This window comes from Stenotrophomonas sp. NPDC047960 (genome assembly GCF_043204395.1).
In the GTDB taxonomy this organism is placed as follows: domain Bacteria; phylum Pseudomonadota; class Gammaproteobacteria; order Xanthomonadales; family Xanthomonadaceae; genus Stenotrophomonas.
Genome location: NZ_JBIDBX010000004.1, coordinates 156,221 through 179,980, shown reverse-complemented (window position 1 = coordinate 179,980; position 23,760 = coordinate 156,221). Strand labels below are relative to the sequence as shown.

26 protein-coding genes are annotated in these 23,760 nt (G+C 68.0%); 13 read left to right on the top strand and 13 right to left on the bottom strand.

All coding sequences use genetic code 11. The features are described 5' to 3' along the window. Positions 1-49: 49 nt before the first annotated feature. The gene (locus tag ACGFZ3_RS10795; protein WP_392920423.1) at positions 50-1,147 is read right to left on the bottom strand and encodes a Glu/Leu/Phe/Val dehydrogenase dimerization domain-containing protein; all 1,098 of its coding nucleotides are present in this window, start codon (positions 1,145-1,147) and stop codon (positions 50-52) included. A gap of 293 nt (positions 1,148-1,440) precedes the next feature. Here ACGFZ3_RS10795 and ACGFZ3_RS10790 point away from each other — a divergent pair, with 293 nt between their 5' ends. Continuing rightward, the gene (locus tag ACGFZ3_RS10790; protein WP_392920420.1) at positions 1,441-2,544 is read left to right on the top strand and encodes an HDOD domain-containing protein; all 1,104 of its coding nucleotides are present in this window, start codon (positions 1,441-1,443) and stop codon (positions 2,542-2,544) included. A gap of 23 nt (positions 2,545-2,567) precedes the next feature. Here ACGFZ3_RS10790 and ACGFZ3_RS10785 read toward each other — a convergent pair whose 3' ends face one another. From ACGFZ3_RS10785 to ACGFZ3_RS10775, 3 genes are all read right to left on the bottom strand, one after another. Further along, positions 2,568-4,148, bottom strand: a complete 1,581-nt coding sequence (locus ACGFZ3_RS10785) for a phospholipase D family protein (RefSeq protein ID WP_392920417.1) — start codon at positions 4,146-4,148, stop codon at positions 2,568-2,570. Positions 4,149-4,203: 55 nt separating this feature from the next. Further along, positions 4,204-4,914, bottom strand: a complete 711-nt coding sequence (locus ACGFZ3_RS10780) for an rRNA pseudouridine synthase (protein WP_392920414.1) — start codon at positions 4,912-4,914, stop codon at positions 4,204-4,206. Positions 4,915-4,997: 83 nt separating this feature from the next. After that, positions 4,998-5,495: a YgjP-like metallopeptidase domain-containing protein gene (locus tag ACGFZ3_RS10775; protein ID WP_392920411.1), complete on the bottom strand. Its 498-nt coding sequence runs from the start codon at positions 5,493-5,495 to the stop codon at positions 4,998-5,000. A 72-nt stretch (positions 5,496-5,567) separates the two neighbouring features. Here ACGFZ3_RS10775 and ACGFZ3_RS10770 point away from each other — a divergent pair, with 72 nt between their 5' ends. Next, positions 5,568-6,128 (top strand): DUF2058 domain-containing protein, encoded by a 561-nt coding sequence (locus ACGFZ3_RS10770; RefSeq protein ID WP_392920407.1) that lies wholly within the window; start codon positions 5,568-5,570, stop codon positions 6,126-6,128. A gap of 109 nt (positions 6,129-6,237) precedes the next feature. Continuing rightward, on the top strand, positions 6,238-6,504 hold the full coding sequence (locus tag ACGFZ3_RS10765) for a DksA/TraR family C4-type zinc finger protein (protein ID WP_392920405.1): 267 nt from the start codon (positions 6,238-6,240) through the stop codon (positions 6,502-6,504). Positions 6,505-6,550: 46 nt separating this feature from the next. Here ACGFZ3_RS10765 and ACGFZ3_RS10760 read toward each other — a convergent pair whose 3' ends face one another. Continuing rightward, complete coding sequence (locus tag ACGFZ3_RS10760; RefSeq protein WP_392920401.1) at positions 6,551-7,132, bottom strand: mechanosensitive ion channel domain-containing protein; 582 nt, start codon at positions 7,130-7,132, stop codon at positions 6,551-6,553. Between the two features lie 92 nt (positions 7,133-7,224). On the opposite strand from ACGFZ3_RS10760, the gene ACGFZ3_RS10755 reads away from it, so the two are divergent. The 3 genes from ACGFZ3_RS10755 to ACGFZ3_RS10745 are packed head-to-tail and all read left to right on the top strand — an operon-like array spanning position 7,225 to position 9,202. Continuing rightward, positions 7,225-7,809 (top strand): RNA polymerase sigma factor, encoded by a 585-nt coding sequence (locus ACGFZ3_RS10755; RefSeq protein WP_392920397.1) that lies wholly within the window; start codon positions 7,225-7,227, stop codon positions 7,807-7,809. Then, complete coding sequence (locus ACGFZ3_RS10750) at positions 7,806-8,306, top strand: hypothetical protein (protein ID WP_392920393.1); 501 nt, start codon at positions 7,806-7,808, stop codon at positions 8,304-8,306. The genes ACGFZ3_RS10755 and ACGFZ3_RS10750 overlap by 4 nt, the downstream gene beginning before the upstream one ends. 11 nt (positions 8,307-8,317) lie before the next feature. Then, positions 8,318-9,202: a DUF4097 domain-containing protein gene (locus ACGFZ3_RS10745; protein ID WP_392920390.1), complete on the top strand. Its 885-nt coding sequence runs from the start codon at positions 8,318-8,320 to the stop codon at positions 9,200-9,202. A gap of 46 nt (positions 9,203-9,248) precedes the next feature. On the opposite strand, the gene ACGFZ3_RS10740 is transcribed toward ACGFZ3_RS10745, so the two are convergent. The 3 genes from ACGFZ3_RS10740 to ACGFZ3_RS10730 form a co-directional block, all read right to left on the bottom strand. Next, a complete protein-coding gene (locus ACGFZ3_RS10740; protein ID WP_068853593.1) occupies positions 9,249-9,428 on the bottom strand; it encodes a hypothetical protein in 180 nt (59 codons plus the stop codon). An 11-nt stretch (positions 9,429-9,439) separates the two neighbouring features. Then, positions 9,440-9,739 carry a YkgJ family cysteine cluster protein gene (locus tag ACGFZ3_RS10735; RefSeq protein ID WP_392920968.1) on the bottom strand — a complete coding sequence of 100 codons (300 nt, stop codon included), beginning with the start codon at positions 9,737-9,739 and terminating at the stop codon, positions 9,440-9,442. A gap of 283 nt (positions 9,740-10,022) precedes the next feature. Next, complete coding sequence (locus ACGFZ3_RS10730) at positions 10,023-11,378, bottom strand: Hsp70 family protein (protein WP_392920385.1); 1,356 nt, start codon at positions 11,376-11,378, stop codon at positions 10,023-10,025. A gap of 117 nt (positions 11,379-11,495) precedes the next feature. Here ACGFZ3_RS10730 and ACGFZ3_RS10725 point away from each other — a divergent pair, with 117 nt between their 5' ends. Beyond that, on the top strand, positions 11,496-11,831 hold the full coding sequence (locus tag ACGFZ3_RS10725) for a zinc ribbon domain-containing protein YjdM (RefSeq protein WP_068853590.1): 336 nt from the start codon (positions 11,496-11,498) through the stop codon (positions 11,829-11,831). A gap of 59 nt (positions 11,832-11,890) precedes the next feature. On the opposite strand, the gene ACGFZ3_RS10720 is transcribed toward ACGFZ3_RS10725, so the two are convergent. Next, positions 11,891-13,024: a tetratricopeptide repeat protein gene (locus ACGFZ3_RS10720; RefSeq protein ID WP_392920380.1), complete on the bottom strand. Its 1,134-nt coding sequence runs from the start codon at positions 13,022-13,024 to the stop codon at positions 11,891-11,893. Between the two features lie 230 nt (positions 13,025-13,254). On the opposite strand from ACGFZ3_RS10720, the gene ACGFZ3_RS10715 reads away from it, so the two are divergent. The 5 genes from ACGFZ3_RS10715 to ACGFZ3_RS10695 all read left to right on the top strand — a co-directional run bounded on the left by ACGFZ3_RS10715 (position 13,255) and on the right by ACGFZ3_RS10695 (position 17,480). Next, on the top strand, positions 13,255-13,857 hold the full coding sequence (locus ACGFZ3_RS10715) for a hypothetical protein (protein ID WP_392920376.1): 603 nt from the start codon (positions 13,255-13,257) through the stop codon (positions 13,855-13,857). Between the two features lie 45 nt (positions 13,858-13,902). After that, positions 13,903-14,094, top strand: a complete 192-nt coding sequence (locus ACGFZ3_RS10710; RefSeq protein WP_392920372.1) for an oxidoreductase-like domain-containing protein — start codon at positions 13,903-13,905, stop codon at positions 14,092-14,094. A 12-nt stretch (positions 14,095-14,106) separates the two neighbouring features. Next, positions 14,107-14,736, top strand: a complete 630-nt coding sequence (locus tag ACGFZ3_RS10705; RefSeq protein WP_392920369.1) for a DUF998 domain-containing protein — start codon at positions 14,107-14,109, stop codon at positions 14,734-14,736. A gap of 78 nt (positions 14,737-14,814) precedes the next feature. Further along, complete coding sequence (locus ACGFZ3_RS10700; protein ID WP_392920366.1) at positions 14,815-16,179, top strand: virulence factor family protein; 1,365 nt, start codon at positions 14,815-14,817, stop codon at positions 16,177-16,179. Then, positions 16,179-17,480 carry a hypothetical protein gene (locus tag ACGFZ3_RS10695; protein WP_392920363.1) on the top strand — a complete coding sequence of 434 codons (1,302 nt, stop codon included), beginning with the start codon at positions 16,179-16,181 and terminating at the stop codon, positions 17,478-17,480. The genes ACGFZ3_RS10700 and ACGFZ3_RS10695 overlap by 1 nt, the downstream gene beginning before the upstream one ends. Here the strand turns inward: ACGFZ3_RS10695 and mprF are convergent. After that, on the bottom strand, positions 17,443-20,010 hold the full coding sequence (gene mprF / locus ACGFZ3_RS10690) for a bifunctional lysylphosphatidylglycerol flippase/synthetase MprF (RefSeq protein WP_392920360.1): 2,568 nt from the start codon (positions 20,008-20,010) through the stop codon (positions 17,443-17,445). The two genes, ACGFZ3_RS10695 and mprF, sit on opposite strands and share 38 nt — an antisense overlap. Positions 20,011-20,203: 193 nt before the next feature. Between mprF and ACGFZ3_RS10685 the strand changes: the two genes are divergently transcribed. Next, on the top strand, positions 20,204-20,551 hold the full coding sequence (locus tag ACGFZ3_RS10685) for a RidA family protein (protein ID WP_217537731.1): 348 nt from the start codon (positions 20,204-20,206) through the stop codon (positions 20,549-20,551). A gap of 36 nt (positions 20,552-20,587) precedes the next feature. On the opposite strand, the gene rnfB is transcribed toward ACGFZ3_RS10685, so the two are convergent. The 3 genes from rnfB to metG are packed head-to-tail and all read right to left on the bottom strand — an operon-like array spanning position 20,588 to position 23,708. Beyond that, positions 20,588-20,995: an Rnf electron transport complex subunit RnfB gene (gene rnfB, locus ACGFZ3_RS10680; protein WP_392920355.1), complete on the bottom strand. Its 408-nt coding sequence runs from the start codon at positions 20,993-20,995 to the stop codon at positions 20,588-20,590. Then, positions 20,992-21,582, bottom strand: a complete 591-nt coding sequence (locus ACGFZ3_RS10675; RefSeq protein ID WP_392920351.1) for an HAD family hydrolase — start codon at positions 21,580-21,582, stop codon at positions 20,992-20,994. The genes rnfB and ACGFZ3_RS10675 overlap by 4 nt, the downstream gene beginning before the upstream one ends. 47 nt (positions 21,583-21,629) lie before the next feature. Further along, on the bottom strand, positions 21,630-23,708 hold the full coding sequence (gene metG, locus ACGFZ3_RS10670) for a methionine--tRNA ligase (RefSeq protein WP_392920347.1): 2,079 nt from the start codon (positions 23,706-23,708) through the stop codon (positions 21,630-21,632). Positions 23,709-23,760 lie beyond the last annotated feature (52 nt).

Genomic DNA, 23,760 nt, shown 5'->3' with positions numbered 1-23,760 from the left:
AAAAGGGCGCGGGATGATCGCGCCCTTTTTCTTCATCTACCCGCTGGGATCAGCCGCCGCGCAGCGTGCCCAGTCGCGGTCGCGCCCGGCCCAGCGGCATCTTCAGCTTGCCGATCGACTGGATGCGGGTTTCGGCGATGCGGTCAGCCGCGCGCTGTGGCGCGATGCCTTCCTGCTGGGACAGCGCGAAGACGCGGCCCAGGTTGTGATAGATGCTGCGGATCAGGCGCATCGCACGCTCGCGGTTGTAACCGTCGATTTCCAGCGATACGTTCATGACCCCGCCTGCGTTGACCGCGTAGTCCGGAGCGTAGAGGATGCCGCGCGCGTGCAGCTCATCGCCGATTTCTGGAGTGGAAAGCTGGTTGTTGGCCGTGCCGCAGACGATCCTGCACTTCAGGCGCGGCACGGTCTGCGCATTGATCGCGCCTTCCAGCGCGCACGGCGCGAATACATCGGCGTTGACATCGTAGATGTCGTCGGGCTTGACCGCCTCGGCGCCGTACTCGGTCACCGCACGTTCGACCAGGGCAGCGTCGAGGTCGGTGACAAACAGCTTGGCGCCACGATCCCGCAACAGCTTGACCAGTTCCATGCCGATGTGGCCAAGGCCCTGCACCGCGATGCTCACCTTGCCTACTTCCTCGTGTCCCAGCTTGTGCTGCATGGCCGCCATGAGCGCCTGCAACGCGCCATAGGCGGTGAACGGGGCAGGATCGCCCGAGCCGCCGTGTACCTGGTGTACGCCGGTGACGTACTCGCTTTCGAGGTAGATGTTCTCCATGTCATTGACATCGGTGCCGACATCCTCGGCGGTGATGTAGCGCCCGCCCAGCGAATCCACGTAACGGCCGAAGGCGCGGAACAACACCTCGGTCTTGTCCCTGCGCGGGTCACCGATGATCACCGCCTTGCCGCCGCCGACATTCAAGCCCGCCAGCGCGTTCTTGTAGGTCATCGTGCGGCTGAGCCGCAGGGCGTCGGCCAGCGCGTCGTCGGTGCTGGCATACGGGCGCATGCGCACGCCGCCGAGCGCCGGGCCCAGCGTGGTGTTGTGAATGGCGATGATGGCCCTCAGACCGGCATCGCGGCTGTGGCAGAACACCACCTGTTCATGGCCGGACGTTTCGAGGGTTTCAAATAACATGGTGACTCCGATGGTGCGAACGGCGGCAAACGCCGGCGAACTTACCAGCAAAAAGAGGGGTGCAAAATAAAAAAAGCGACGTCGTCGGTTCGGCAGGACGGGTCGCGCGGCGCCATTCTAGTGCATTCCGCCGGACGGTGTTGTCAGGGCCGGGTGACCATGACGCGCTAAAGTTGGCCCGTTCCGGGCCGATGCCGTGGCAACGGTGCGCGGTACCGGCAAGCCAGGACGGAACAGGTGGGTGGAGTGGCGACAATTCGGCTGTGGTGCCGCACCGGCAGGGGCGCGGCCCGATGATGGCAATCCTGGCCGGCGCGGCGGGTGTGCTGATCCTGGCGTTTCTGGGCTGGGGACTGTATCGCCGCCCGGCGGGGGCGGGGGCGGCGCAGCCGGTGCCGGGTGCCGCCGGCAGCCGCAGCCGGGCGCAGCCGCAGGCTGCTTCGCCCGCGCCACCGAACGGCGATGGGGGGGAGGTGCTCCAGGCAGGCCTGCATGCGCTGGCGCTGCTGCCGGGCGCCGGCACCGCGCGGGCAACGGGCGTGCAGGACACGGCCCTGCTGGCGGCGGTGACCGCCGCGCTGGACGCGCAGGACTGGTCGGCCCGGCACCTGCCACGCCGGCCGCAGCTCCTGCCGCAGTTGATCCAGACGGTCAACGACAGTGATGCGTCGGCACGCAGCATGGCCTCGATCATTGGCCAGGACGCGGTGTTGACCGGTAACCTGCTGCGCATCGCCAACAGCCCGGTGTACCGGCTGCAGGCCAAGCCGGTGGACAGCCTGCAGCGCGCGGTCACGCTGGTGGGGACCGATGGCATCCGCCAGATCATCAGTGCGGTGCTGGTGCAGCCCGTCATGCAACTGCACAGCGACGCCTTTCCGCAGTTCGGTACGGTGGTCTGGGAGCATGCGTTGCTGGCCTCGCGGGCCGCAGCCGATCACGCCCGCCTGGTGACCCATGAGGACGGATTTGCCGCGCAGTGGATGGGGCTCACCCAGGGCCTGGGCGCGGCCCTGGTGATGCGGCACCTGCTTGACGTGGCCCGCGACCAGGGTGCAGCGCCATCGCCGCCGTTGGCCAGCGCGCTGCTGGATGCGTGGACGCTGCCGGTGGCCAGCCGCATCGCGGCCGCCTGGGAGCTTCCCACGTCGGTGCACGAGGCGCTGCTCCGCGAGGCAGACGCCCCCGGCGGTGGACTGGCCGCCAGCCTGCACTTCGCCCGCGCAGCGGCATCGGCCAGCCTGCTGTGCCGGCATGGCCGGATCAGCCAGGCCCAGGCGCTGGCACTGCTGGAGCAGTTGCAGGACACGCCCGCGCATGCGCTGCAGTGGATCTGGCGGCGTCTGCATGGGCGCGCCGTGGAAACGCTGGAGGCTGACGAACCGGCCGATGCGTAGAGCCACCGCTTGCGCGGCTGCTTCTAGAGCTGTGATTCCAACGGCAACCAACTGATGACGCGCGCGCTGGCGCGCTGCCAGAATGAGGTGTCGGGCTCTTTGTCCAGCAATACCGGCGGCTGCTCCGCCCGGTCCAGCCAGCGCACCTGGTCGTCCTGTCCAAGCGTCACCCAGTAGCTCTGCTTTGGATCGGCCAGGCGCAGGTATTCGGCGCGCAGTTGCGCGGCCAGTTCCCGATCATCGAACAGCACGCCCATCTCGGTGTTGAGATACGCAGAACGGGGGTCCAGGTTGAACGAGCCGACGAAACCGCGCTGGTCATCGATCAGGAACGCCTTGGTGTGCAGGCTGGCGCCACTGCTGCCGAACAGGCCACCGCTGCCACCGCCCGCGCCGCGCGAGCGCAGCTCATACAGGTGCACGCCATCGCGCAGCAAGGGAGCGCGGTAATGCATGTAGCCGCTGTGCACGGCGGCCACGTCATTGGCGGCCAGCGAGTTGGTGACTACGCCCACGTAGGCGCCACGCTCCACCATCGCAGCCATTCCGCGCGTGCCTTCCTCGCCCGGCACGAAGTAGGGCGAGATCAACAGTGCTTTACGGCGCGTGGCTTCAAGCTCGCGTACCAGCCGGGTGACCAGCCAGTTGGCGGGGTCGTCGCGGCGGTGTTTCATCGCCGGATCGGACACGATCTCGACGCGTGGCGACCAGTGCAGGGCTACCGCATCGGTGTAGAACGAACGCGCCGCGGGCGAACGCTCGACGCGCTCCAGGTAGGGTCTGGCGGCTTCCAGCTTGGCTTCGTGCGCCGATTCAAGCATCAGCAGGCGCAGCTGGGCCGGGGTGTGGAAGGCCAGCGCGGCCACGGGTACTGCCGCTTCGCTGTTCCAGTATGCATCGAAGATCGTGTTGGCCTGATCAACGGCTTTGCCGGCCACGATCAGGTCCAGGTCGCGGAAGTTCACATCGCTGCGGGCACTGAAGTACTCCTCGCCGATGTTGCGTCCGCCCACGATGGCGACCCGTCCATCGGCTATCCACTGCTTGTTGTGCATGCGGTGGTTGACGCTGAAGAAACGCTGGACCATCTCCACCAGCCGCCACAAGCCGTCGCGGTTGCGGAACGGGTTGTAGAGGCGGATTTCGATGTTGGGGTGCTCATCGAGCGCCATCATCAGGGCATCCTTGTCCTGCGCGTTCATGTCATCCAGCAGCAGACGCACGCGCACGCCGCGCTCGGCCGCCTGGTAGAGCTCCCGCGCCATCAGGTGGCCGATCAGGTCGTCCTTCCAGATGTAGTACTGCAGGTCCAGGCTGCGCGCGGCATTCCGGGTGATCACCGCGCGGGCGGCATACGCATCCAGGCCCTCGGACAGGAAGGCAACGCCGGACTGGTCGGGATGCCCAGCCTGCAGGCGCACCACCTCCCGGTCGATCGCACTCTGCGCTGGCTGCAGGGGCAGCACGCGGCTGTGCGGCCCCATGGCCTTGGGGGTGAGATGGTCGCCCAGCAGCAGCCCGCTGAGAACCAGCAGGACCATGATCGCCAGCAGGATGCCCGTGCCCCGCACCAGGCGCCGCCAGAAGAGTTTTTGCTTGGTCATGCCGCGATCCTAAGCCGGCCGCGCGTGCACCGCGAGTGCAGGGGCCGCGTGCGGATCAGAAGCGTTCGTCCGGGGCAAGGTAGCGCCACTGGCCCGGGGAAAGCTTGCCCATCGCCACCCGGCCGATGCGCAGGCGGCGCACGCTCACGGCCTCCAGCCCAACCTGCCGGCACATGTCGCGCAGCTGGCCGGGGACCACCGGCTTGATCGCGAAGCGCAGCCGGGTTTCGTTCTGCCAGCTGACCTTGCACGGGGGCAGCGGCCAATTACGGAAGCTCAGGCCGTGGGCCAGCCGCTGCATCCCATACGGCACCAGCTCGCCGCTGACCTCGACCAGGTATTCCTGTTCCAGCGTCGCGCCACGGTCCTTCAGATGCGACACCACCCGGCCGTCCTGGCTGACCACCACCAGGCCGCTGTCTTCGTCGGCCAGCGGCATCACCAGCTGCAGCGCGTGGAAGTGCCGCTGCAGCAGGGCCACGCCGGTGGCATCCAGTTCGCTGCGGCTGTCAGGGGTCACCAGCGCACAGAGTTCATCGGCACGCATGCCGGCCGGCTTGTGCAGCAGCATGCTGACAGTCTCGGCGCGGGTGGCCTCGGCGTTGTCGCGCAGTACCACCTCCTCATCGGTGACCATGGCCTGTGGTTGCTCGACCACCACGCCATTGACGGTGACCCAGCCCCCCTCGATGTAGCGCTGGGCGTCGCCCCGGGAGCAGCCGATCAGGCGGGTCAGGCGTTTGTCGAGTCGGATCGGATCGGTCATCAGGCAGGCAGCACAAAGCGGGACGCGGGCGGGGAGTGTACTGGCTCGGGGCCGGGCCTGCGCGTGACGGGGCCGCGAGCGCGTCAGCCGCTTGCCCGTTCCAGGTGGGTCAGGTACAGGCGCAGGTCGAACTCCAGCTGATGGTAGTCCGCTTCCATGTGCGTGCACAGCTGGTAGAACGCCTTGTTGTGGTCCGATTCCTTCAGGTGCGCCAGTTCGTGCACCACGATCATCTTCAGGAACGGCGCCGGCGCCTCGCGGAACACGCTGGCGATGCGGATCTCGCGGCTGGCCTTGAGCCGGCTGCCCTGCACCCGCGACACGGTCGTATGCGTGCCCAGCGCATGCTTGAGCACCTGCAGCCGGCTGTCATAGATCACCTTGGACAGCGGCACTGACTGGCGCAGATAGCGCTCCTTCAGCGCCTGGGTGTAGTCGTACAACTGACGGTCGTTGCGCACCGTGTGCAGCTCGGCGTAGCGGCGTTGCAGCCAAGGTCCCAGGCGGTCGGCAGCGATCAGCTCGCGCACCTGCTGCTGCAGCGCGTCGGGGTAGCCGGCGAGGTACTTCAGGGCAGTCATGCGGCGGTTGGGGAGCAGCGGTGGGGGCAGTATGATGGCCCCTGGAATCCCGCACCAACAGATGCAAAGGCAATGGCGAAGGCAAATCCCCTGCAGGAACAGCTGCTCAAGGCCGGGCTGGTCAAAAAGTCCCAGGTGTCCCAGGCCGCGCGAGAACAGGTGAAGGCCCGCCACGGCAAGGCCCCGGTGGCGCCCACCGACAGCCAGCGCGAGGCCGAGCGCCTGCGGGCGGAAAAAGCCGAGCGCGACCGCGCGCTGGAAGCCGAGCGCAAGGAAAAGAACCGCCTGCAGGAGCTGCAGGCCCAGGTGCGCCAGATCATCGACAGCAACCGGGTCAAGCGCGAAGGCGAAAGCGAGTACCGCTTCAACGACGGCACCCTGATCCGCACGATGCTGGTCAACGAGATGCTGCGGCGCCAACTGGCCGCGGGCAGCCTGGTGATCGTGCGGCTGGGTGAGGGCTTCGAGCTGGTACCGCGTGCGGCCGCCGACAAGATCCGTGAACGCGATCCGGCCGTGATCGTGCTCGATAACGGCAAGGATCGCGCCGCGTCCGCCGAGCCCAGTACCGGCAATGCCGAGGACGATGCCTACTATGCGCAGTTCCAGGTGCCCGACGACCTGATCTGGTGATGCCGGGCTGAACGGTTCACCGCAGGCGGCGGGTGTTCAGCCCGCCGTAAACCGGCGTCGCCCGGCCGGATCTATGCTGGTGGTCCGGCAACGGCATGGGAGATGCGGCATGGCCACAGGTTGGGCAGGCGACGGCGCCGTCCAGGACCAGATCGATGCGACCGTCGATGACGCCATCCAGCGCGCCCGCGCGCAGCTGCGCCAAGGTCCGGGTCTCACCCATTGCGAGGAATGCGGAGCACCGATTCCGGAGGCGCGCCGCCGTGCCGTGCCTGGGGTCCGCCTGTGCGTGCGCTGCCAGGAAGCCGAAGACGCTGCACACCAGGAGGCCGGCACCTACAACCGGCGCGGCAGCAAGGACAGTCAGCTGCGCTGACGGTTCATCCGCAACGACGAACGGTCATCGCCTGTCGGGGGATGGATCAACCGTCGCCCTGGATGCCGCCGGGTGCCTGCGAAGGGTCGCGCCAGCGGCGCACCGTGCGCTGGAAGAACATGTTGTTTGGAATCTGCAGCACCGTGCCCTCGTGGCCACCGTTGTGTTCCTGCAGCGTGGTGTAGATCAGGTTGACGTCGATCACACGCCCTTTCAGTCCAGGCTTCTCGCCGTTCTCCAGCACTTCGATGTAATCGTGCAGCCGGAACGGCCGGGTGGTGAAGATCAGCAGCGTGCAGAAGATGTTGGACAATACGCTCCATGCGGCGAAGAACGCCACTGCGCCCACGGCGGCAAAGCCGGTGAAGGCCGTCCACAGCACGCTGGCCTGCACGCCGATGATCTGCAGCACCACCAGCAGCACGGCGAAATAGACCACGAAGCTGAACACCCGGCGGGCACCCATGATCATTTCCGGCGGCAGCGTGTAGTGCTCGCCGACGCGGCGCAGCAGCCGGCGTGCGACCAGGCGCAGCAGCCAGGCCACCAGCAGGGTCAGCAGGATCTGCAGGGCAGGGACCCCGTAATGCAACCACTCATGGGTCCAGGCGGGCAGATGCTCTTTCATGGAATACGCGGTTCCTTGCAGCGGTGATATCGGGGAAGCGCAGTTTACCGTGCGGGTTTAAACCTTTTCGAACGCCGCCGCATCCAAGGGATATGCTCGATACGACCATGTCCGCCCTCCGCACCGCCAACGACGCCGACACCCGCGACGAGTCAGCGTGGGTGCGGGCGGCGGTGGCCGGCGACACCGCCGCCTACGAGCGCATCTACCACCGGCACGCGCCGCGCCTGTATGCGGTGTTGTGGCGGCTGTGCGGCGGTCATGCGGCGCGTGCCGAGGATGCGCTCCAGGAAGCGTTCCTGCAGGCCTGGCGCGCACTGCCCGGGTTCCGCTTCGACAGCAGCCTGGGTACCTGGCTGCACCGGCTGGGGGTGAATGCGGCACTGATGGAGCTTCGCGCCAATGCCGCCCGCGACGCGGGCGACAGCGGCGAAGAAGATTGGGACCTTCTGGCGGCAGTGCCGGCAGTGGATCGCTGCGCGGGGACCAGCCTGGACCTGGAGCGCGCGCTGGAGACCCTGCCGCCGCGCGCCCGGGCGGTGCTGGTGCTGCACGACATCGAAGGATGGAAACACCAGGAGATTGCCGACCAGCTGCAGATGGCGGTGGGCAGTTCCAAGGCACAGTTGCACCGCGCGCGCGGCCTGTTGCGCGCGCGTCTGGGAGAACCGGCATGAACGACAACCACGACCTCGATTCCGATCTGCAGTCGCGACTGCGCGCGCTGCCTGCCGAACGATTGCCGCCCGCGGATGCCTGGCAGCGGATCGCTGCGCAGCTTCCGCCGCGCGTGGCTGCGCTGCCAGCCTCTGCGCCGGCTGCGCGCGCGCACCGTTGGTCGCTGCGGGTCGGCCTGGGCCTGGCCGCCGCGCTGACGCTGCTGGCCGTGGTGCCCACCTCCACGCCGCCTGCGCCGCGCGCATCGCCCCTGCAGCGGCAGGCCGACGTGATCGCCGCCGAATACCAGCAGGCGATGGCCACGCTGCCCGAGGTGCCGATCGGCGCGGACTGGCAGCCCGCACTGCATGAGCTGGATACCAGTGCCGTTTACATCCGCGCGGCCATCGCCGAAAACCCGCGCTCGGGTTACCTGCTTGCCCAACTGCAGCGCACTTACGCGCTGCGTCTTGAACTTACCCAGCAGGCCGTCACCGCCGCTGGCCTGCCATCCTGAAGGAGAGTTCCATGCGAAATACCCTGCGTTTCACCGCTGCCCTGGCACTGCTGCTGCCATTGGCCGCGCAGGCTGCCACCCGCGTCGACGAGCGCCATCCGCTGGCGGCGGGCGGGCGCGTTGAAGTCAGCAATATCGCCGGCAAGGTCACCGTGCGCGGGTGGGATCGCAATGAAGTGGCGTTGACCGGGAGCATGGCCGATGGCCTGCGCCTGCAGCAGGACAAGAGCACCAACCGGGTGCGTTGGGAGGTGATCTACCCGCGCAATGGCAACAATGGCAGCGCCACGCTGGAACTGCGCGTGCCCCGCTCGGTGGAAGTGCAGCTGGGCTCGGTCAGCGCCGACATCGACGTGGCCGAGGTGGACCTGCGCCGGCTGCAGGCCAACGCGGTGAGCGGCGATATCTCGGCGGCCGGTCGCACTGCCGAAGCCAGCCTCAGTACCGTCAGCGGCGACATCCGCGCACAGGTACAGAGCCAGCGCATGGCGCTGCGAGCGGTCAGCGGCTCGATCCAGGCCGGCGGCGGCATGGCCGGTGAGGTGTCGGCGGAGACAGTGTCGGGCAGCATCCGCCTGGACACAGCGCAGGTGCAGCGCCTGGCCGCCGAAGCAGTGTCGGGCAGCCTCACGGTTGCATCGTCCGGCCTGGCGCCGGGCGGCAAGGTGACATTGCAGACGGTGAGTGGGTCGATCGCATTGCGTTTGCCGGCCAAGGTATCGGCGCGGCTGGCAGTGAAGACCTTCAGTGGCGACATCCAGTCCGATGCCGGCCAGGTAGAACGGCCGCGTTACGGGCCGGGTCGCAGCCTGGACACACGCCTGGGGGGCGGCGACGGCGATATTTCGATCAATGCCCATTCGGGCAACGTGCGGGTGTCTCTGGGCGGCCGCTGAGTGCGGCCCCCGCACCGGCCTGGGGCCGGTGCGGACGGCAGCGGCGTCAGCCGGCCTTTTTCAGCGCCAGGGTATTGCCGAGTACTTCGATCTTGCCGCCGCTCTTGCGGAATGCAGCCAGATCGGCAGCGATGCTGGCGCTGCTCAGTGCGGTATTGGAACCCTGCTTGCGGTCAACGCGAACGGTGTTGCCTGCCTTGGGGGAGGTCTTTGGCGAACGGGCCATGGATGCTCCTGTCATGGGTGTAACGTGGAAAAAATCGTCGACGCATCATGCTGTTGTCGACGGTAGTCCTGCCGCACGCTGCGGCAGTCATCGCCGCCCATCGCAAACTGGCGGCAGATCGCAGGGCGCTGCGAATAAATCGTGCAGCGCAGGTGATAGGGGTCGATCGCGGCGCACCAACCCTCGTCGTTGCGCGCCATCACGGTGCGGCCCGCTTCGTCGGTATCCAGCAGGTAGCCGGGTACCGCATCGTCGGGCATGACAGTGACCGACAGCCGGCAGCAGACCGCGTCGCAGCGGCGGCAGTCGATGGGGTCGGGCTTGGCGATTTCGCCCAATCGAATCTCTCTTGGCGGCTCAGGGATGCTGCGTGCTGGGAACGAGCCGGATCACAGCGATAGACGATCCCAGCGCCACGGACGGATCCGGACGGCGGCGGTATCGGTGAGGATGATGGCCTCGAAGAGGCTGGGTACGACATGCGCATTGCGCATCAACGCGGAAAGATGATAGCGCTTTCGGCGTAACGTTTTGTTAATACCAAGGTTCCACGGGCTGAATCCCTTGCGCCGCAAGGACTTCGGGATTACGGACTCAGCCTGCGGCGGCCAGGGCCAGGCCGTGCACCACGCCGAACGAGGGGTTGCCGCGCACCAGCGTGGCGCCGGGGAAAGCAGCCGCCACCGCCGCCTGCAGATAGCCGGCGCGCGACATGCCGCCGGTGAGGAAGATCGCCGCCGGATCGCGCCCGATATCGGCGCGGACCTGTTCCAGCAATCCGGTCAGCTCGCCCAGATAGCTGCCGGCGGCGGCTTCCAGGCGGGACGGGTCAACGTCCACGCCGAGGTCGCGTTCAATGAAGTCCAGCGCGCTTGCATGGGTGGGTGCGCTGCTCAGGGCGATCTTGCAGCGCTCCACCTCGCGGTACAGGCGCGCGGTGTTGCCGGTGTCCTGCAGGGCCTGCAGGCGCTTGCCCCATGGCGCCTCGGCCTCACGGTAGTTGTGCTGGCGGAAATCGCGCTGGCGGGTCATGTCCTGCACCATCGCCGCCTCTACGTAATGGTGTGCCGGCACGCGACTGTGGCCGCGACCGAACAGCGGCATGTACGCGCCCAGGCTCAAGGCGAGGTCGATATCGGTACCGCCGCGCGCGATACCCCAGGCGCGATGGATTTTCGGAGCCTGTACCCCGCCGACCCGCGCATGGGCGACATCGGTGGTGCCGCCGCCGATGTCGACCACCACTGCGTCGTGTTCCTGCGCGCTTTCAGCGTGGTAATGCATCGCTGCGGCGGCGGGCTCCTCAAGGAAATCGACGCTGTCGAAGCCTGCCGCGATGGCGGCGGTATGCAGGATGTCCAGCGCCTGGTCGTTGCCGGCCGCGCCGATTGAGCTGCGGAACTGCACCGGGCGGCCCAGCGTGGCGGTGCGCACCGCCACGTCGAGCTGGCGCGAGGCGGTCAACCGGATGTGCTCCAGGATATGCGTGGCGATGCCGGTGATGGTCTGGCGTGCGCGCGGGTGCAGGTTGTAGCCGAGCATCGATTTCGGGCTCTGTACCAGGTTGCCTTCGTTCTCCTCGAAGTAGGCTTCCAGCGCCTCGTCGCCGTAGACCGCGTTCTGCAGCAGCCTGGTCGAACTGAGTGGCGCGCGCATCTGCTCTTCCATCCACTGCCGGCGCACTACGCGCAGGGCCTCGCGGCGCAGCGCGTCCGGCGCGCGCTCCTGTCCGGCAGCACGGGCATCGCGCGCGGCGGCGTCGATCAATCGAGCCAGTTCGTGCTCCAGCGCCGGGGTCAATTCGAAGTCGTTCGGATCACGCATCACTTCCGGGAAGTACACCGTGGTGCGGAACTGTTCGGCGTCACCAAACCGGATCGGTACGACCCGGCCGTCCACTACGGCGGCGGCGGCGGAGTTGCTGGTGCCAAAGTCGATGCCGATTTTCATGCGGGGCCGGGCCGGAGGTCAGGGGGCGCGCACTGTGCGGCAAGCGGGCCGCCGGTGCAAGGCCTGCCCGGGCCGGGCGGTTACAATGGGGGTTGTTCCGAACCTGAAGGCTTCACCATGTCCGCCGCACCCGCCTGCCCGCAATGCACCCTGGAAAACACCTATGCCGATGGCGCGCTGTGGATCTGCGCCGACTGCGGCCATGAGTGGGCGGCCGGCGATGAAGGCGGCCAGGGCTTGGTCGTGCGTGACAGCAACGGCAACACGCTGGCCAGCGGCGACACGGTCACCGTGATCAAGGACCTGAAGGTCAAGGGTTCGTCGATCCCGCTCAAGCAGGGCACCGTGATCCGCAACATCCGCCTGGTCGAAGACGATGCCGAGCACATCGAAGGCAACTCGGACAAGATCAAGGGCCTGGTCCTGAAGACCTGTTTTTTGAAGAAGGCGTAAACGCCTGCGTGCGTGGTTGCCGGCCAACGGCCGGCGCTACCGTTGGCCACCCTGAAGCTTCAATTGGTTGTTCGTTGCCGCCATTTCTGCAGGCTGTCCAGCTTGGCCTGGTAGGTCGCCCGCAGCACGTCGGCATCTTCACCGGCCAGGTCGCGGGCGCGCAGCATTTCCAGTGACGCGCGGCGGGTGTCGCCGGCCAGGAAGTAGGCGCGCGCCAGCCCGAAATGGAACTGGTGCGCGCTGCTGTAGAGGCGCACCGCCCGCTGGTAGTACTCGATGGCCTGCGCATAGTCGTGGCGCTGTTCGGCTTCGTTGCCGAAGCGGAACTGCGCGAACGGATCGCTTTTCTGCACCTGTTCCAGCCGCTTGGCCAGCACGTCAGCCCGGCGCGCATCGCCCAACCTGCGATACAACGCGCTGGCGTTGGTCAGCGCCGCTGCATGCCGCGGTTGCAGCTGAAGGGCCTGTTCGTAATCCTTCCGGGCCTGGTCCAGGCGACCTTCGCGGGTATCGAGCACACCCAGGTTGTTCCAGCCGGCAGGGAAGGCCGGTGCGACCGCCAGCGCAGCATCCAGGTAGACGCGCGCCTGCGCGGTGTCCCCCCCGGCCATATGCTCGGCGCCGCGGTTGTTGTAGAAGTGCGCCATGGCGCGCTCTTCGGTGATCGGGCGCGGCCCGTAGCGGTCATAGAGCACGTTGCGGTCCAGGTCCACCACGGCGGTGCGTCCGTTGAGGTTGAGCCCCACGTTGACGTGGCCCACGTTGTAGATCACGCCCTGGTCCTGGTGCCAGGTGACCACCTGCGCCACCTCCTGCACCCGGGCATCGATGCCCGCCGCGCGCGCCAGGGTGACAAACATCAGGGTGAAGGACAGGCAGTTGGCGCGGTGGGTCTTCCACGTTTCGGCCAGGGTGTGGGTGGCGTACGGGTCGTACTCCAGGTGCATGGCATCTTCGTCGAAGATCAGGTGCACCAGCTGCACCAGCCGCTGCTCGCGCGAGCTGAACGGGGCAATCACCCGTTCCTGCAGCAACGCGCGCAGATCCGGCGGGATGGCCAGGATCTGCTCGGGGGAGGGAATGGGCTCGACTGCCGGGACCTGCGCGGCAGCGCCTGCCGGCCGCGCGGCCAGCGCAGGAAGCGATGCGGCAGCCAGCAGGCCCAGCAGGGCAAGGGATTTCCAGCCGTTCATCGCGTCACCTCGCAGGCATGACGAAGCTGTCGTGCCTCCAGTCTAGGCCAGCGCCCGGCGCCCGGCGCACCGCTTGTCGGCGTGGCGTGCCATCCACAGCGGATGTGGACCAGCCGCGGGTAAACCTGTGGGTAACCGTGCACAGCCCCCGCCGCGCGGGGGACTGCAGCCGGTGGTGAAAGATTCGCCGCTGCTTGCCATTCGCCATGGGGCCGGCCAATGATGCCGCCATGACCTTTTCCCCGCTCTCATTGCCGGCGGCCATGCAGGCCGACCTGGAATCCGCCTACGCCACGCCCCCGCGGGCCTATCACGGCTACCCGCACGTGCGCGCGGTGCTGGTGCACTGCCAGGCGGTGGCGGACGGCCCGGGTTGGGTGCATCCGCGCGAAGTGCAGCTGGCCGCGCTGTACCACGATGCGATCTACGAGGCCGGGCGCAACGACAACGAAGCGCGCTCGGCGGCGTTGGCGCGTGCGCAGGTGGAGCGTTGGCTGCCGGGCGCCGGCGTGGACGTGTCCAGGATCGAACAGCTGATCCTGTTGACCGCACGCCACGGCACCCTGGCCGCCAGCGATGTGGACCCCGAGGCAGCTTTGTTCCTGGACTGCGACATGGCCATCCTGGGCGCGCCGGCCGAGGTGTTCGATGCCTATGACCGCGGCATCGCCGAGGAATACGCCGGCCATGTACCAGGCTTGCTGTTCCGGCTCAACCGGCGGCGGTTCCTCAAGCACCTGCTGCGCAGTCCGCGCATCTTCCTCAGTGATTTCTTCCATCAGCGCCTGGATGCCGCGGCACGGGCCAACCTGCGACGTCGACTTGGGCACTGACACGGGTCGATTACACTGCAGAGGTTGACCGCCGTCCCTCACGCCATGCCCGTTCCCCTCCCGTCCGCCACGCCTGATCCCGATCCGCGCCCGCAACCGCCGGAACAACCCGGCCCCAACGAGTGCTGCGGCAGCGGGTGCCCGTTGTGTGTTCTTGATCTGTACAGCGACGAGCTGCAGCGCTATCGCGCGGCCTTGTCCGCCTGGCGGCTGCGTCATCCCGATGCCGAGCCCTGAACCCTGCCCGCGATGAAGCTTCCTGCCCACGCTCATGTGGCCCGCCTGGCACTGCTGGCGCTGGCCGGGTTCGTGCTCACTGCCTTGTGGACGCAATGGGCTCGCCAGGACCTGGACTGGGTGCAGGCGACGTTGAGCCTGTATCTGCATGGTCCCTGGGGCCTGGCGTTGCGGACGGCGTACTGCGTGCTGGCCGTGGCGATCATGCTGCTGGCCTGGTCGTTGCATGCCGCCAGCCGCTCGCCCCGGCGCAGTGCGGCAGCGCCCCTGCTGTTCTGCGTGGCGGGACTGGGCCTGATGGGTGTGGCCATCGGCGACAGCTGGTTGCCTGAGCTGGCACCGCTGCTGGCGCCATTGGTCCATGGCCTGGCGGCCAATACGGCGTTCCTGTGCGTGAGTGTGGCGATGCTGCTGCAGAGCTGGTACCTGCGTGCCGATCCGCAGTGGACGCGCTGGGCCAGCGCAGCGTGGTGGTGGGCCTGGCTGTGTTTCGCGTTGCTGTGGCTGCACGTGCTGTGGCGCGGCCCGCCGCGCGGGGCCGGGCAGAAGCTGGTCATCGCCGCCGTGGTGCTGTGGCTGGTCGTCGCCGCGCTGCAGCTGTGGCGACATGCACGATGTGAGAATGCTGCCCGTCCGGACTAGGTGCTGCGGCCAGCCTGTGTACATGCCGTTGGCCGTGGACAGGCGTATCGTTGATCCACTTTTCCAGGATGCGTGACGATGCGGCGAGCCAGTGTGGGCAGGGGACTGGGCGTGGTGCTGGGCCTGGTGTCGATGATTGGGGCCGCCGCGGCCCCGGCGGCGCCGCAGCAGGTCAGCCACGGGCGCTTCAACGACGTCCCGATCCACGCGCCGGAAGGCCGCCCGCAACGCGTGGTGGTCTGGTTCGATGGCGGCAGTGAACCCCAGCGCACGCGCGAGCGCATCGAGGCCCTGCGTGCGCAGGGCGCCCTGGTGGCCCAGGTCGATGTGGCCCGGCTGCGCAAGGGACTGGCGCGCGAAGGCGGCGGGACCTGCAGCTTTGGCGCGGGCGACGTGGAGAATTTCTCGCGCTGGTTCCAGGCGTACCTGCACGTGCCGGGCTACCACCTGCCGCTGATCGGCGGCGATGGCAGCGGCGCCGAGCTGGCCTATGCGGTAGCGGCACAAGCGGATGCCCAGGTCTTTGCCGGCCTGGTCACCACCGGCGTCTGCCCCGACCAGGCGCGCGAGCGCGCGGTGTGCGGCGCCGGTGTCAGCCATGGCCGCCTGCAGCCGGCGGAGCTGGCGTTTCCGTGGTTGAACGCCGCAGGTGACCGCAGGTGCGCGGCAGGTGACGCCACCGCGTTCGTGCACAAGGTGGAGATGGGGCGGCAGTTCCAACGTACCGGGCGTGGCGATGACCTGCCAGGTCTGCTCGCCGCCGCCCAGGTCATCGGCGCGCAGAAGGGCGTCAGCCTGGCGCCGCCGCCGGATGACCTGGAGGGGCTGCCGGTGGTGGAAGTGCCGGCGCGGAAAGCAGGCGATACGCTGGCCATCTTTGTCTCCGGCGACGGCGGCTGGGCCGGTCTGGACAAGGATGTGGCCGGCGCGCTGAGCGAAAGCGGCATTTCGGTGGTCGGCCTGGATTCGCTGCGCTACTTCTGGACCGAGCGCACGCCGGAAGGCTTTGCCCGTGACCTGGAACGCATCGCGCGGCATTACGGTAACCAGTGGCAGCGCAAGCGGCTGTTGCTGGTCGGCTTCTCGCAGGGCGCTGACGTGCTGCCGGCCGCGATCAACCAGCTGGATCCGGCCACGCGCGGGTCCGTCGCCCTGATTGGGCTGATGTCGGTGGGGCGCAAGGCCGATTACGAGTTCCATGTCAGCAACTGGCTGGGCGGTGGCGGTGGCGGTCTGCCGATTGCGCCGGAAATCGCCCGTCTGCCGGCCGGGCGCACGCTATGCCTGTACGGTGAACAGGATGACGACGCCTTGTGCCCAGAGCTGCCCAGCAACGGGGTCACGGTGCTCGCCCTGCCCGGCGATCACCACTTCAAGGGCGACTACGACCTGCTGGCGAAGTCGTTGCTGGAGCATCTGCCGGCGTCGCCCCGGACGCCCTGATGGGCCGGAACGCCGACATCGAGGCACAGCTGTTCCAGTTGTTGAGGGCTGATGGTGCCACCGCGCGCGACGCGCCCGCCTCGGCTGCACAGCGGATGGCCGACGCCCTGGCGATGCAGCAGGCGGGGGACGACGCCGACGCCGCAGGCCGGCTGTTCTGCGCAGCCCTGCTGGAGACACTGGCGTGGCTGGTCAAGGAACACGATGTCGAGTTGCGCAGGGCGATGGCCTGGCAGCGATCGGCCGAGGTGCGCCGCTATACCCAGCTGCTTGACGGTACGCCGTACGCGGCAGCGCGGCGCGCGGCAAAGAAACTGGCCGATGTGGCCTACCCGGCCCGGATCGAACGCGAACCGGATCCGGACCGGCAGCAGCGGCTTGTGGCCCTGGCCAGCGCGGTCAACGACGCCCGTGGAGGAGCGGGCACCTGGGCGCAGGTGCTGGCGCGCGCGGCGGCACTGCATGCGGAGTCTGCCGCCGCGTTCGCCCCGCATGTGGCGGTGCTGGATGAGAAGGCGGCGTTGGATCGGGACGCCGCTGTCAGCGCCTGGTTGGCCCTGCGGGCGGCGACCCGGACGGTCAGCGGCGGCGCTGCACGTGGCCGGGACGTGGAGGACCATGTCGGGGCATCGCTGGCGCGGTTGTGCGCTGCCATGAACGAGGCGGCCGGTGACGCCCCCGAAGCGGGGTACCGCATTGCCAGGGGCGCCCATGTGCCTGCCGGACTACGGCCGGAGAACGGGCGCCACGTCAAAGGCGAAATCGACTTCCTGCTGATGCACGGCAGCGAGGTGGTGCTGGTGGGGGAAACCAAGGCGGGTGGCGCGACCGCCATCGCCGCCGATTGCGTGAAGTTCCGCAACGGGGTGGTCGAGATGGCTGCACGTGCCCGCGAGGACATGACCTACGCGTTCGCCGCAGCGAGCGACAAACGCCTGCCACAGGTCCTGCACATCAGTGGCGCGTCGCTCAGGCGGCTGGGCCGGACCCACTCCGCATGGCCCATGGCTGCCCGCTATTTCCTGCCGGAGCCGGTGGCCGCCATCCCGCTCTCGCCCCGGGCGATCGCATACATCACGCAGCAACCCGCGGGTATCGCGGTGGCCGAAAAGTTGATGGCCGGCGAAACGGTGCCATCCGACGCCCTGCTGGACGTGTGGCAGGACCTGACCGGCAGCGCACGGCTGGCGTGGATCCGGGAAGAGCGGATGCTGGCAGCGGAGGCACTGCATGCCATCCATGGCAGCAGCAGCGTGGCGCGGTTTACCGACGTGTTTGCGCGGAGGGCGGCAGCGATATGAGCCGCGTTGCATCCAGCAACGCCGCAGGCAGGTGCATGCCGCCCGGCGCAGCCAGGTAGCGGGCGCGCCACTGCGGTGCGAACTTGGATTTGAAACGGCGCAATCCGCTGAAGCCGTAGAAGCGTTCGCCATGGCGTGCAACCACATTGGCAAAACGGTTCCAGCGTCCGGCCAGCCGATGCTGGGCAAGTCCCGACAGCGGCGCCATGCCCAGCGAGAAACGGTGGAAACCCTGCGCGCGCCCCCACAGGAACAGCTCGATGAACAGGAAATCCATCGTGCCTTTCGGTGCATCGTCGACGTGCCGCATCAGGTCCACCGACAGCTCGCGGCCGGCAGGGGCCTGCCACAGATTGGCGAAAGCGACGATGCGCCCGTCAGCCTCCACCAGGGCCATCGGGAACCGTGCCAGGTAGGCAGGATCGAAACTGCCCAGCGAAAAGCCCTTTTCATCGCCCGCCTTGTCGTCCAGCCATTGCTGCGAGACCTGGGCGAGCGCCGGCATGAGGGCAGGCACCTCATCTGGCGCGGCCACGCGGAAGCTGAGGCCCCCCCGCTTGCCCCGGTTCCAGGCCTGGCGCAGGTCGGCACGTTCGCGCCCTTCCAGCCCGAAATCCTGCAGCGGCACCATGGCTTCCTCGCCAAGCTTCACCAGCGTCAGCCCAAGGTCCAGGTAGGTCTGCCAGTACGCCTCACCGACTTGATAGAACACCGGGCGGAGACCGAGCCGGTCCGCCTCTTCGCGGAAACGCCAGATCAATGCGCGGGCCACATCCGGGGGGCCGACCGGATCGCCCATGGCGATCAACGAACCGCCATAGCGCTGCATCATCACGAAGCCGCCGCCTGCCTCATCGCGCAGCACCGCCTTGTCGGCGGTGAGTACCAGGCAGGCCTGGGTGTCCTGTGCCGCGAGCAGCACCGGTGCCAGTGCATCGAGCGTAGCGGCGTCAGCCGCCGGCAGCGGTGTGCGGGTACTGTGCAGCAGCCGCGCCAGGCCGAAGATGGCCAGCGCGATGGCCACCACCAGCAGCGCCCGCAGTGCACGCGGCGCGTTGCCTTGGGCGGCGAACTGCCACCACAGCTCGTTCTGGTATTCGACATGGCTGTACACGAAGAACAGCAGCCAGATCACCGCCACCAGAACCAGGCCAAGGTTGCGGATCCACGGCCACGACCACGCTTCGTCGAGCAGCGCGCCCTGCCGGTAGAACTCGCGGCGCGACGCCCACAGCGCCATCGCCACCAGCACCGAGGCCAGCGCGATCAGCACCTGCCCGCCGCGCAGCCAGATCGGCAGCGGCGCGATCACGCAGATGGCCATGGCCAGCATCCATGCCGCATGGCTGCGCCGCTGCAGGCCCTGGCCGATCAGCAGCAGCACCACGCCCGCCAGGCTGCCGAGCAGGTGAGACGTTTCCAGGATCGGCAGCGACGCGTGCAGCAGGTGCCGGCGCGGCGTTGGCAGGGTGCCGTCAATGACCAGCGCTGCCCCCACGCTGAACACGGCCAGCGCAATGATCTGCGGCAACCACGGGCGCAGCGCGGTCCAGCCCGCACGGGTGGCCCCCGCGCCCACGCGCAGCGGGCGGCGCAACGCCGGCGCCACGGCCAGCACGGTGGCCAGCAGCAACGGCAGCACGTAGTAGGTGACCCGGTAGATCAGCGCCGCTGCCAGCACGGCCGCAGGTGCTACCTGCGGCAGCAGCTTGAGCAGGCTCCACTCGAAAACGCCCAGCCCAGCCGGCACGCTGGAAATCAGCCCGGCAAGAACCGCCACCAGATACAGGCCGACAAAGCCGGGCAGGCCGGTCGGGGTGTCCATCGGCAGCAGCACGTAGAACGCCGCGCTGGCCAGTACCAGTTCAACCACGCTGAGCACGGTAACGCCCAGCATGGTGCGGCGATCAGGCAACCACAGCGCATGACCGCGGATCTGGAAGCTGCGGCCCTCACGCCCGACCACCAGCACCGTGCCTACGTAAGCAAGCAGGCCCACCGCGCCCAGGACGCGCACGGCCTGCGCCGACACGGGCAATGCAAGCGCAGCGGCGCCCGGCTCCAGCAGGAAGGCCAGCGCCAGCAGCAGCCAGGCACCGAGCACGAAGCCGAGGGTGCTCATCAACACCACCTGGCCGATTTCGGCCAGGCTCAGCCCGGCGCCACCGTAGCCGCGCAGGCGCACTGCACCGCCGGTCAACGCCGCAAAGCCCAGCGTCTGCCCCAGGGTGTGGGCGAGGAAAGCGGTGATGCCCACCCGCGCGGGGTGCAGGCGCTTGCCGCTGCGGCGGAGGCCGATGGCATCGAAGCCGATCAGGCAGGCATAGCTGGCCAGGCCCAGCACCACGGTCAGTGCGATCTGGCCACCGCTGAGCTGGTGGAAAGCGTCGCGAATGGCCCGATAACCATGATCGTCGAACTCGTTGGCAAGGCCGTGCAGGGCCAGCGCCAGGATCCCCAGGCTGAAGATGACGGTCGCCGCGCGGCGCCAGCCGACGCGGGACGGAGGGGCAGGGGCGGGGTCGGTCATCGGGACAGCATGCTCCGGGGAGGCGGGGAAAGAGTCAAAACACCCTGCGGTGCCTTGCGGGCGAATCGTGCGCCTCCGGCAGGCGCTTGCCAAGCAGGGGCGCTGTGCGGTCTGTGGCCGTTTTGATCGGGCGCAACGACGGCACTACCCGGCATCGGTGACAATGGGGCACCATCACAGAGGAGCCATCGCCATGTTGGAACGTTTCGACGTCGGTCCGCGCATGTCCGAAATGACCGTGCACAACAAGGTTGCCTACCTGTCCGGCCAGATTCCCGAAGACACCAGCCAGGACATCACCGGCCAGACCCGGCAGGTGCTGGCCGAGATCGACAAACTGCTGGCACTGGTGGCCAGTGACAAGCAGCACGTGCTGCGCGCGGAGGTCTACCTGGCCGACATCGGCGACTTCGCCGGCATGAACGCCGCGTGGGACGAATGGGTGGTCAGCGGCATGACCCCGGCGCGTGCGACGGTGGAGGCCAAGCTGGCCGACCCGAGCTGGAAGGTGGAGATCGTGATCACGGCCGCGTTGCCCTGATCGTCCGCGCAGCCACGCCTGCGTGGCTGCGCCGTATCAGGCGACCAACACCAGTTCGATGCAATCCACCGGGCAGGGTGGAATGCACAACTCGCAACCGGTACACAGATCGGCAATCACTGCGTGCATGTACCTGGCGCCGCCCACGATCGCATCCACCGGGCAGGCCTGGATGCACTTGGTGCAGCCGATGCAGTCGGCTTCGATCACCCGCGCGACCTGCGCGGGCTTGTGCTCACCACGGCGGCGGTCGAATGGCAGTGCTGGCACACCCAGCACCCGTGCCAATGCACGTGCACCCTGATCACCCCCGGGCGGGCAATGGTCCACGCCCGCCTCGCCGCGCGCCATCGCCTCGGCGTAAGGACGGCAGCCGTCGTAGCCGCATTGCCCGCACTGGGTCTGCGGCAGCAGGCGGTCGAGGCGTTCGATCAGCGTGTTCATTTCAGGGGTTTCCCGCGATACCAGCGTTCCTGCGCCAGCGCCAGCATCGGGCGATCTTCGCGGCTGTCGCCGTAAGCGTGGATGCGTAGATAGCGCGACAGGTCGTAGCGTTCGCGGATGCGGTCCACCTTGTGCGGCGCGCAGTCACCGTCGGCATAGCGCCCGGTCAGGCGGCCATCCAGGCTTTCAAGACGGTTGCAGATCAGGTCCACGCCCATTGCCTCGCACCACGGCCGCAGGTACAGGTCCAGCGAACCGGACACGATCACCACCGTGTGCCGCTGCTGCAGGTGCCAGCGGATCTGTTCCAGCATGCTTGGACGCACCACCTCCGGCAGTACCTCGCGGGAGAAGCCCGACGCCTGCGTGGCGATGTCGTCTGCATGCCGATCACGCAGGGTCAAGCGAGTGACCCGTGCCCGGATCCGTTCGGCGGAAATCAGCTTCAATCGATAGGCCAACAGCCACGGTCCCACCTTCCACCACGCCTGCGCCAGCTGTTCGGGCGTGGCCACGCGGCGCAGGAAGCGCCCGTACGTATCGCAGGTGGTGACGGTATGGTCGAAATCGATGAGCGCCAATTCCACGCCAATTCCCCCGGTAGGCCACGACCGTTGGTCGTGGCCCGTCGCCATCAACGAACCGGCATGCCCGGCAGGGCGCTGCTGTCGGCATCAAGCAGGGCCAGCGCGCCGCCATCGAAACCGGCCGACAGGATCATGCCTTCGCTCAGTCCGAAGCGCATCTTGCGCGGCGCCAGGTTGGCGATGAACACCACGCTGCGGCCAACCAGCGCTTCCGGCTCGCCGTAGCTGGCGCGGATGCCGGAGAAGATCTGGCGCTTGCCCAGTTCGCCGGCATCCAGCTCGAAGCGCAGCAGCTTGTCCGAGCCGTCCACGAATTCGCAGGCCAGCACCTTGCCGATGCGCAGGTCGAGCTTGGCGAAGTCCTCGATGCCGATGTAGGCCGGGCCTTCCGCAGGCGCAGCTGCAGCGGCGGCCGGCGCGGCGGCCGCTGCCGCCGGCTTGGCGGGCTTGGCCGGGGCCGCAGGGGCGGGGGCGGCGAGGGTGTCCTTGGAAGCGTCGGTCATGGCGTCAATCATTTTCGGGTCGATACGGGTGAACAGCGGGCTGTACACGGCGATGGTGTGGGAAAGCAGCGGCGAGGCGATGTCGGTCCAGCGCGGCACCGGGGCGGCCAGGAACGTTTCGGCCTGCGCGGCAGTAGCCGGTAGCACCGGCTTCAGTGCGGTCACCAGCACGCGGAACAGGTTCAGGCCCTGGGTGCACACTGACTGCAGCTGCGTATCGGCGCCTTCCTGCTTGGCGATCACCCACGGCTTCTGCTCGTCGATGTAGCGGTTGGCTTCGTCGGCCAGCGCCATGGTCAGGCGCAATGCGGCGGCCGGATCGTTGCGCTCGTAGGCCTCGCGCACCGGTGCCAGCGCGGCCACGAAGCGCTCGTACTGCGCGGCATCGGGCAGCGCATCGGCCAGGCGACCGTCGAAGCGCTTGCTGATGAAGCCGGCGCAGCGGCTGGCCAGGTTGACGAACTTGCCGACCAGGTCCGCGTTGACGCGTGCGACGAAGTCGCCCAGGTTCAGGTCGAGATCGTCGACGCCGCCCGATGACTTGGCCGCGAAGTAATAGCGCAGCGCCTCCGGCTCGAGGCCGGCATCCAGGAAGGTGCGGGCCATCACGAAGGTCCCGCGTGACTTGGACATCTTCGCGCCATCCACGGTGAGGTAGCCGTTGACGTGCAGGCGGGTCGGCGCGCGGTGGCCGGTACCGTGCAGCACCGCTGGCCAGAACAGGCCGTGGAAGTTGACGATGTCCTTGCCGATGAAATGATGCAGCTCGGTGCTGGTGCCGGCGCGCAGGTGCGCCTCGAAATCCTCGCCGTTCTTCGCGCACAGCGCCTGGAAGCTGGACAGGTAGCCGATCGGCGCATCCAGCCAGACGTAGAAATACTTGCCGGGGTGGCCCGGAATCTGGAAGCCGAAGTACGGCGCGTCGCGGGAGATGTCCCACGCGCGCAGGCCGCCCTCGGCATTGAGCCACTCGCCCAGCTTGGCCTTCACCCCGGGCAGGGCCACGTCGCCAGCCAGCCACTCGCGCAGGAACGCCTCGAAACGGCCCACCTCGAAGAAGAAATGCTCCGAATCGCGGATTTCAGGCGTGGCGCCAGAAATGACCGAACGCGGGTCCTTGAGGTCGGTCGGTGAGTAGGTGGCACCGCACACTTCGCAGTTGTCGCCGTACTGATCGGGCGTGCCGCAGTTGGGGCAGATGCCCTTGATGTAGCGGTCGGGCAGGAACATGCCCTTGGCCGGGTCGTAGAACTGGGCCACCGAACGGCGCGTGATATGCCCTTCCGCCTCGAGCTTGAGGTAGAACGCTTCGGTGAGTGCCTTGTTGCCGGCCGAATTGGTCGAGTCGTAGTGGTCGAACGCGACCCCGAACGCGGCGAAATCACGCTCGTGGCTGGCCTGGATGTTGGCGATGAAGGCTTCCGGGGTCACCCCGGCCTTCTCGGCCGCCAGCATGATCGGCGTGCCGTGGGTGTCGTCGGCGCACACGAACCAGGTCTTGCCGCCACTCATCCGCCGCGCGCGCACCCAGATGTCAGCCTGGATGTAGCCGACCAGGTGGCCCAGGTGCAGCGGGCCGTTGGCGTAGGGCAGTGCGGTGGTGACAAGAGCGGTGCGGGTCATGATCTGCGCGGGTGCGGGGGGAACGCGGGATTATCGCACGCTCCCCCCGGGC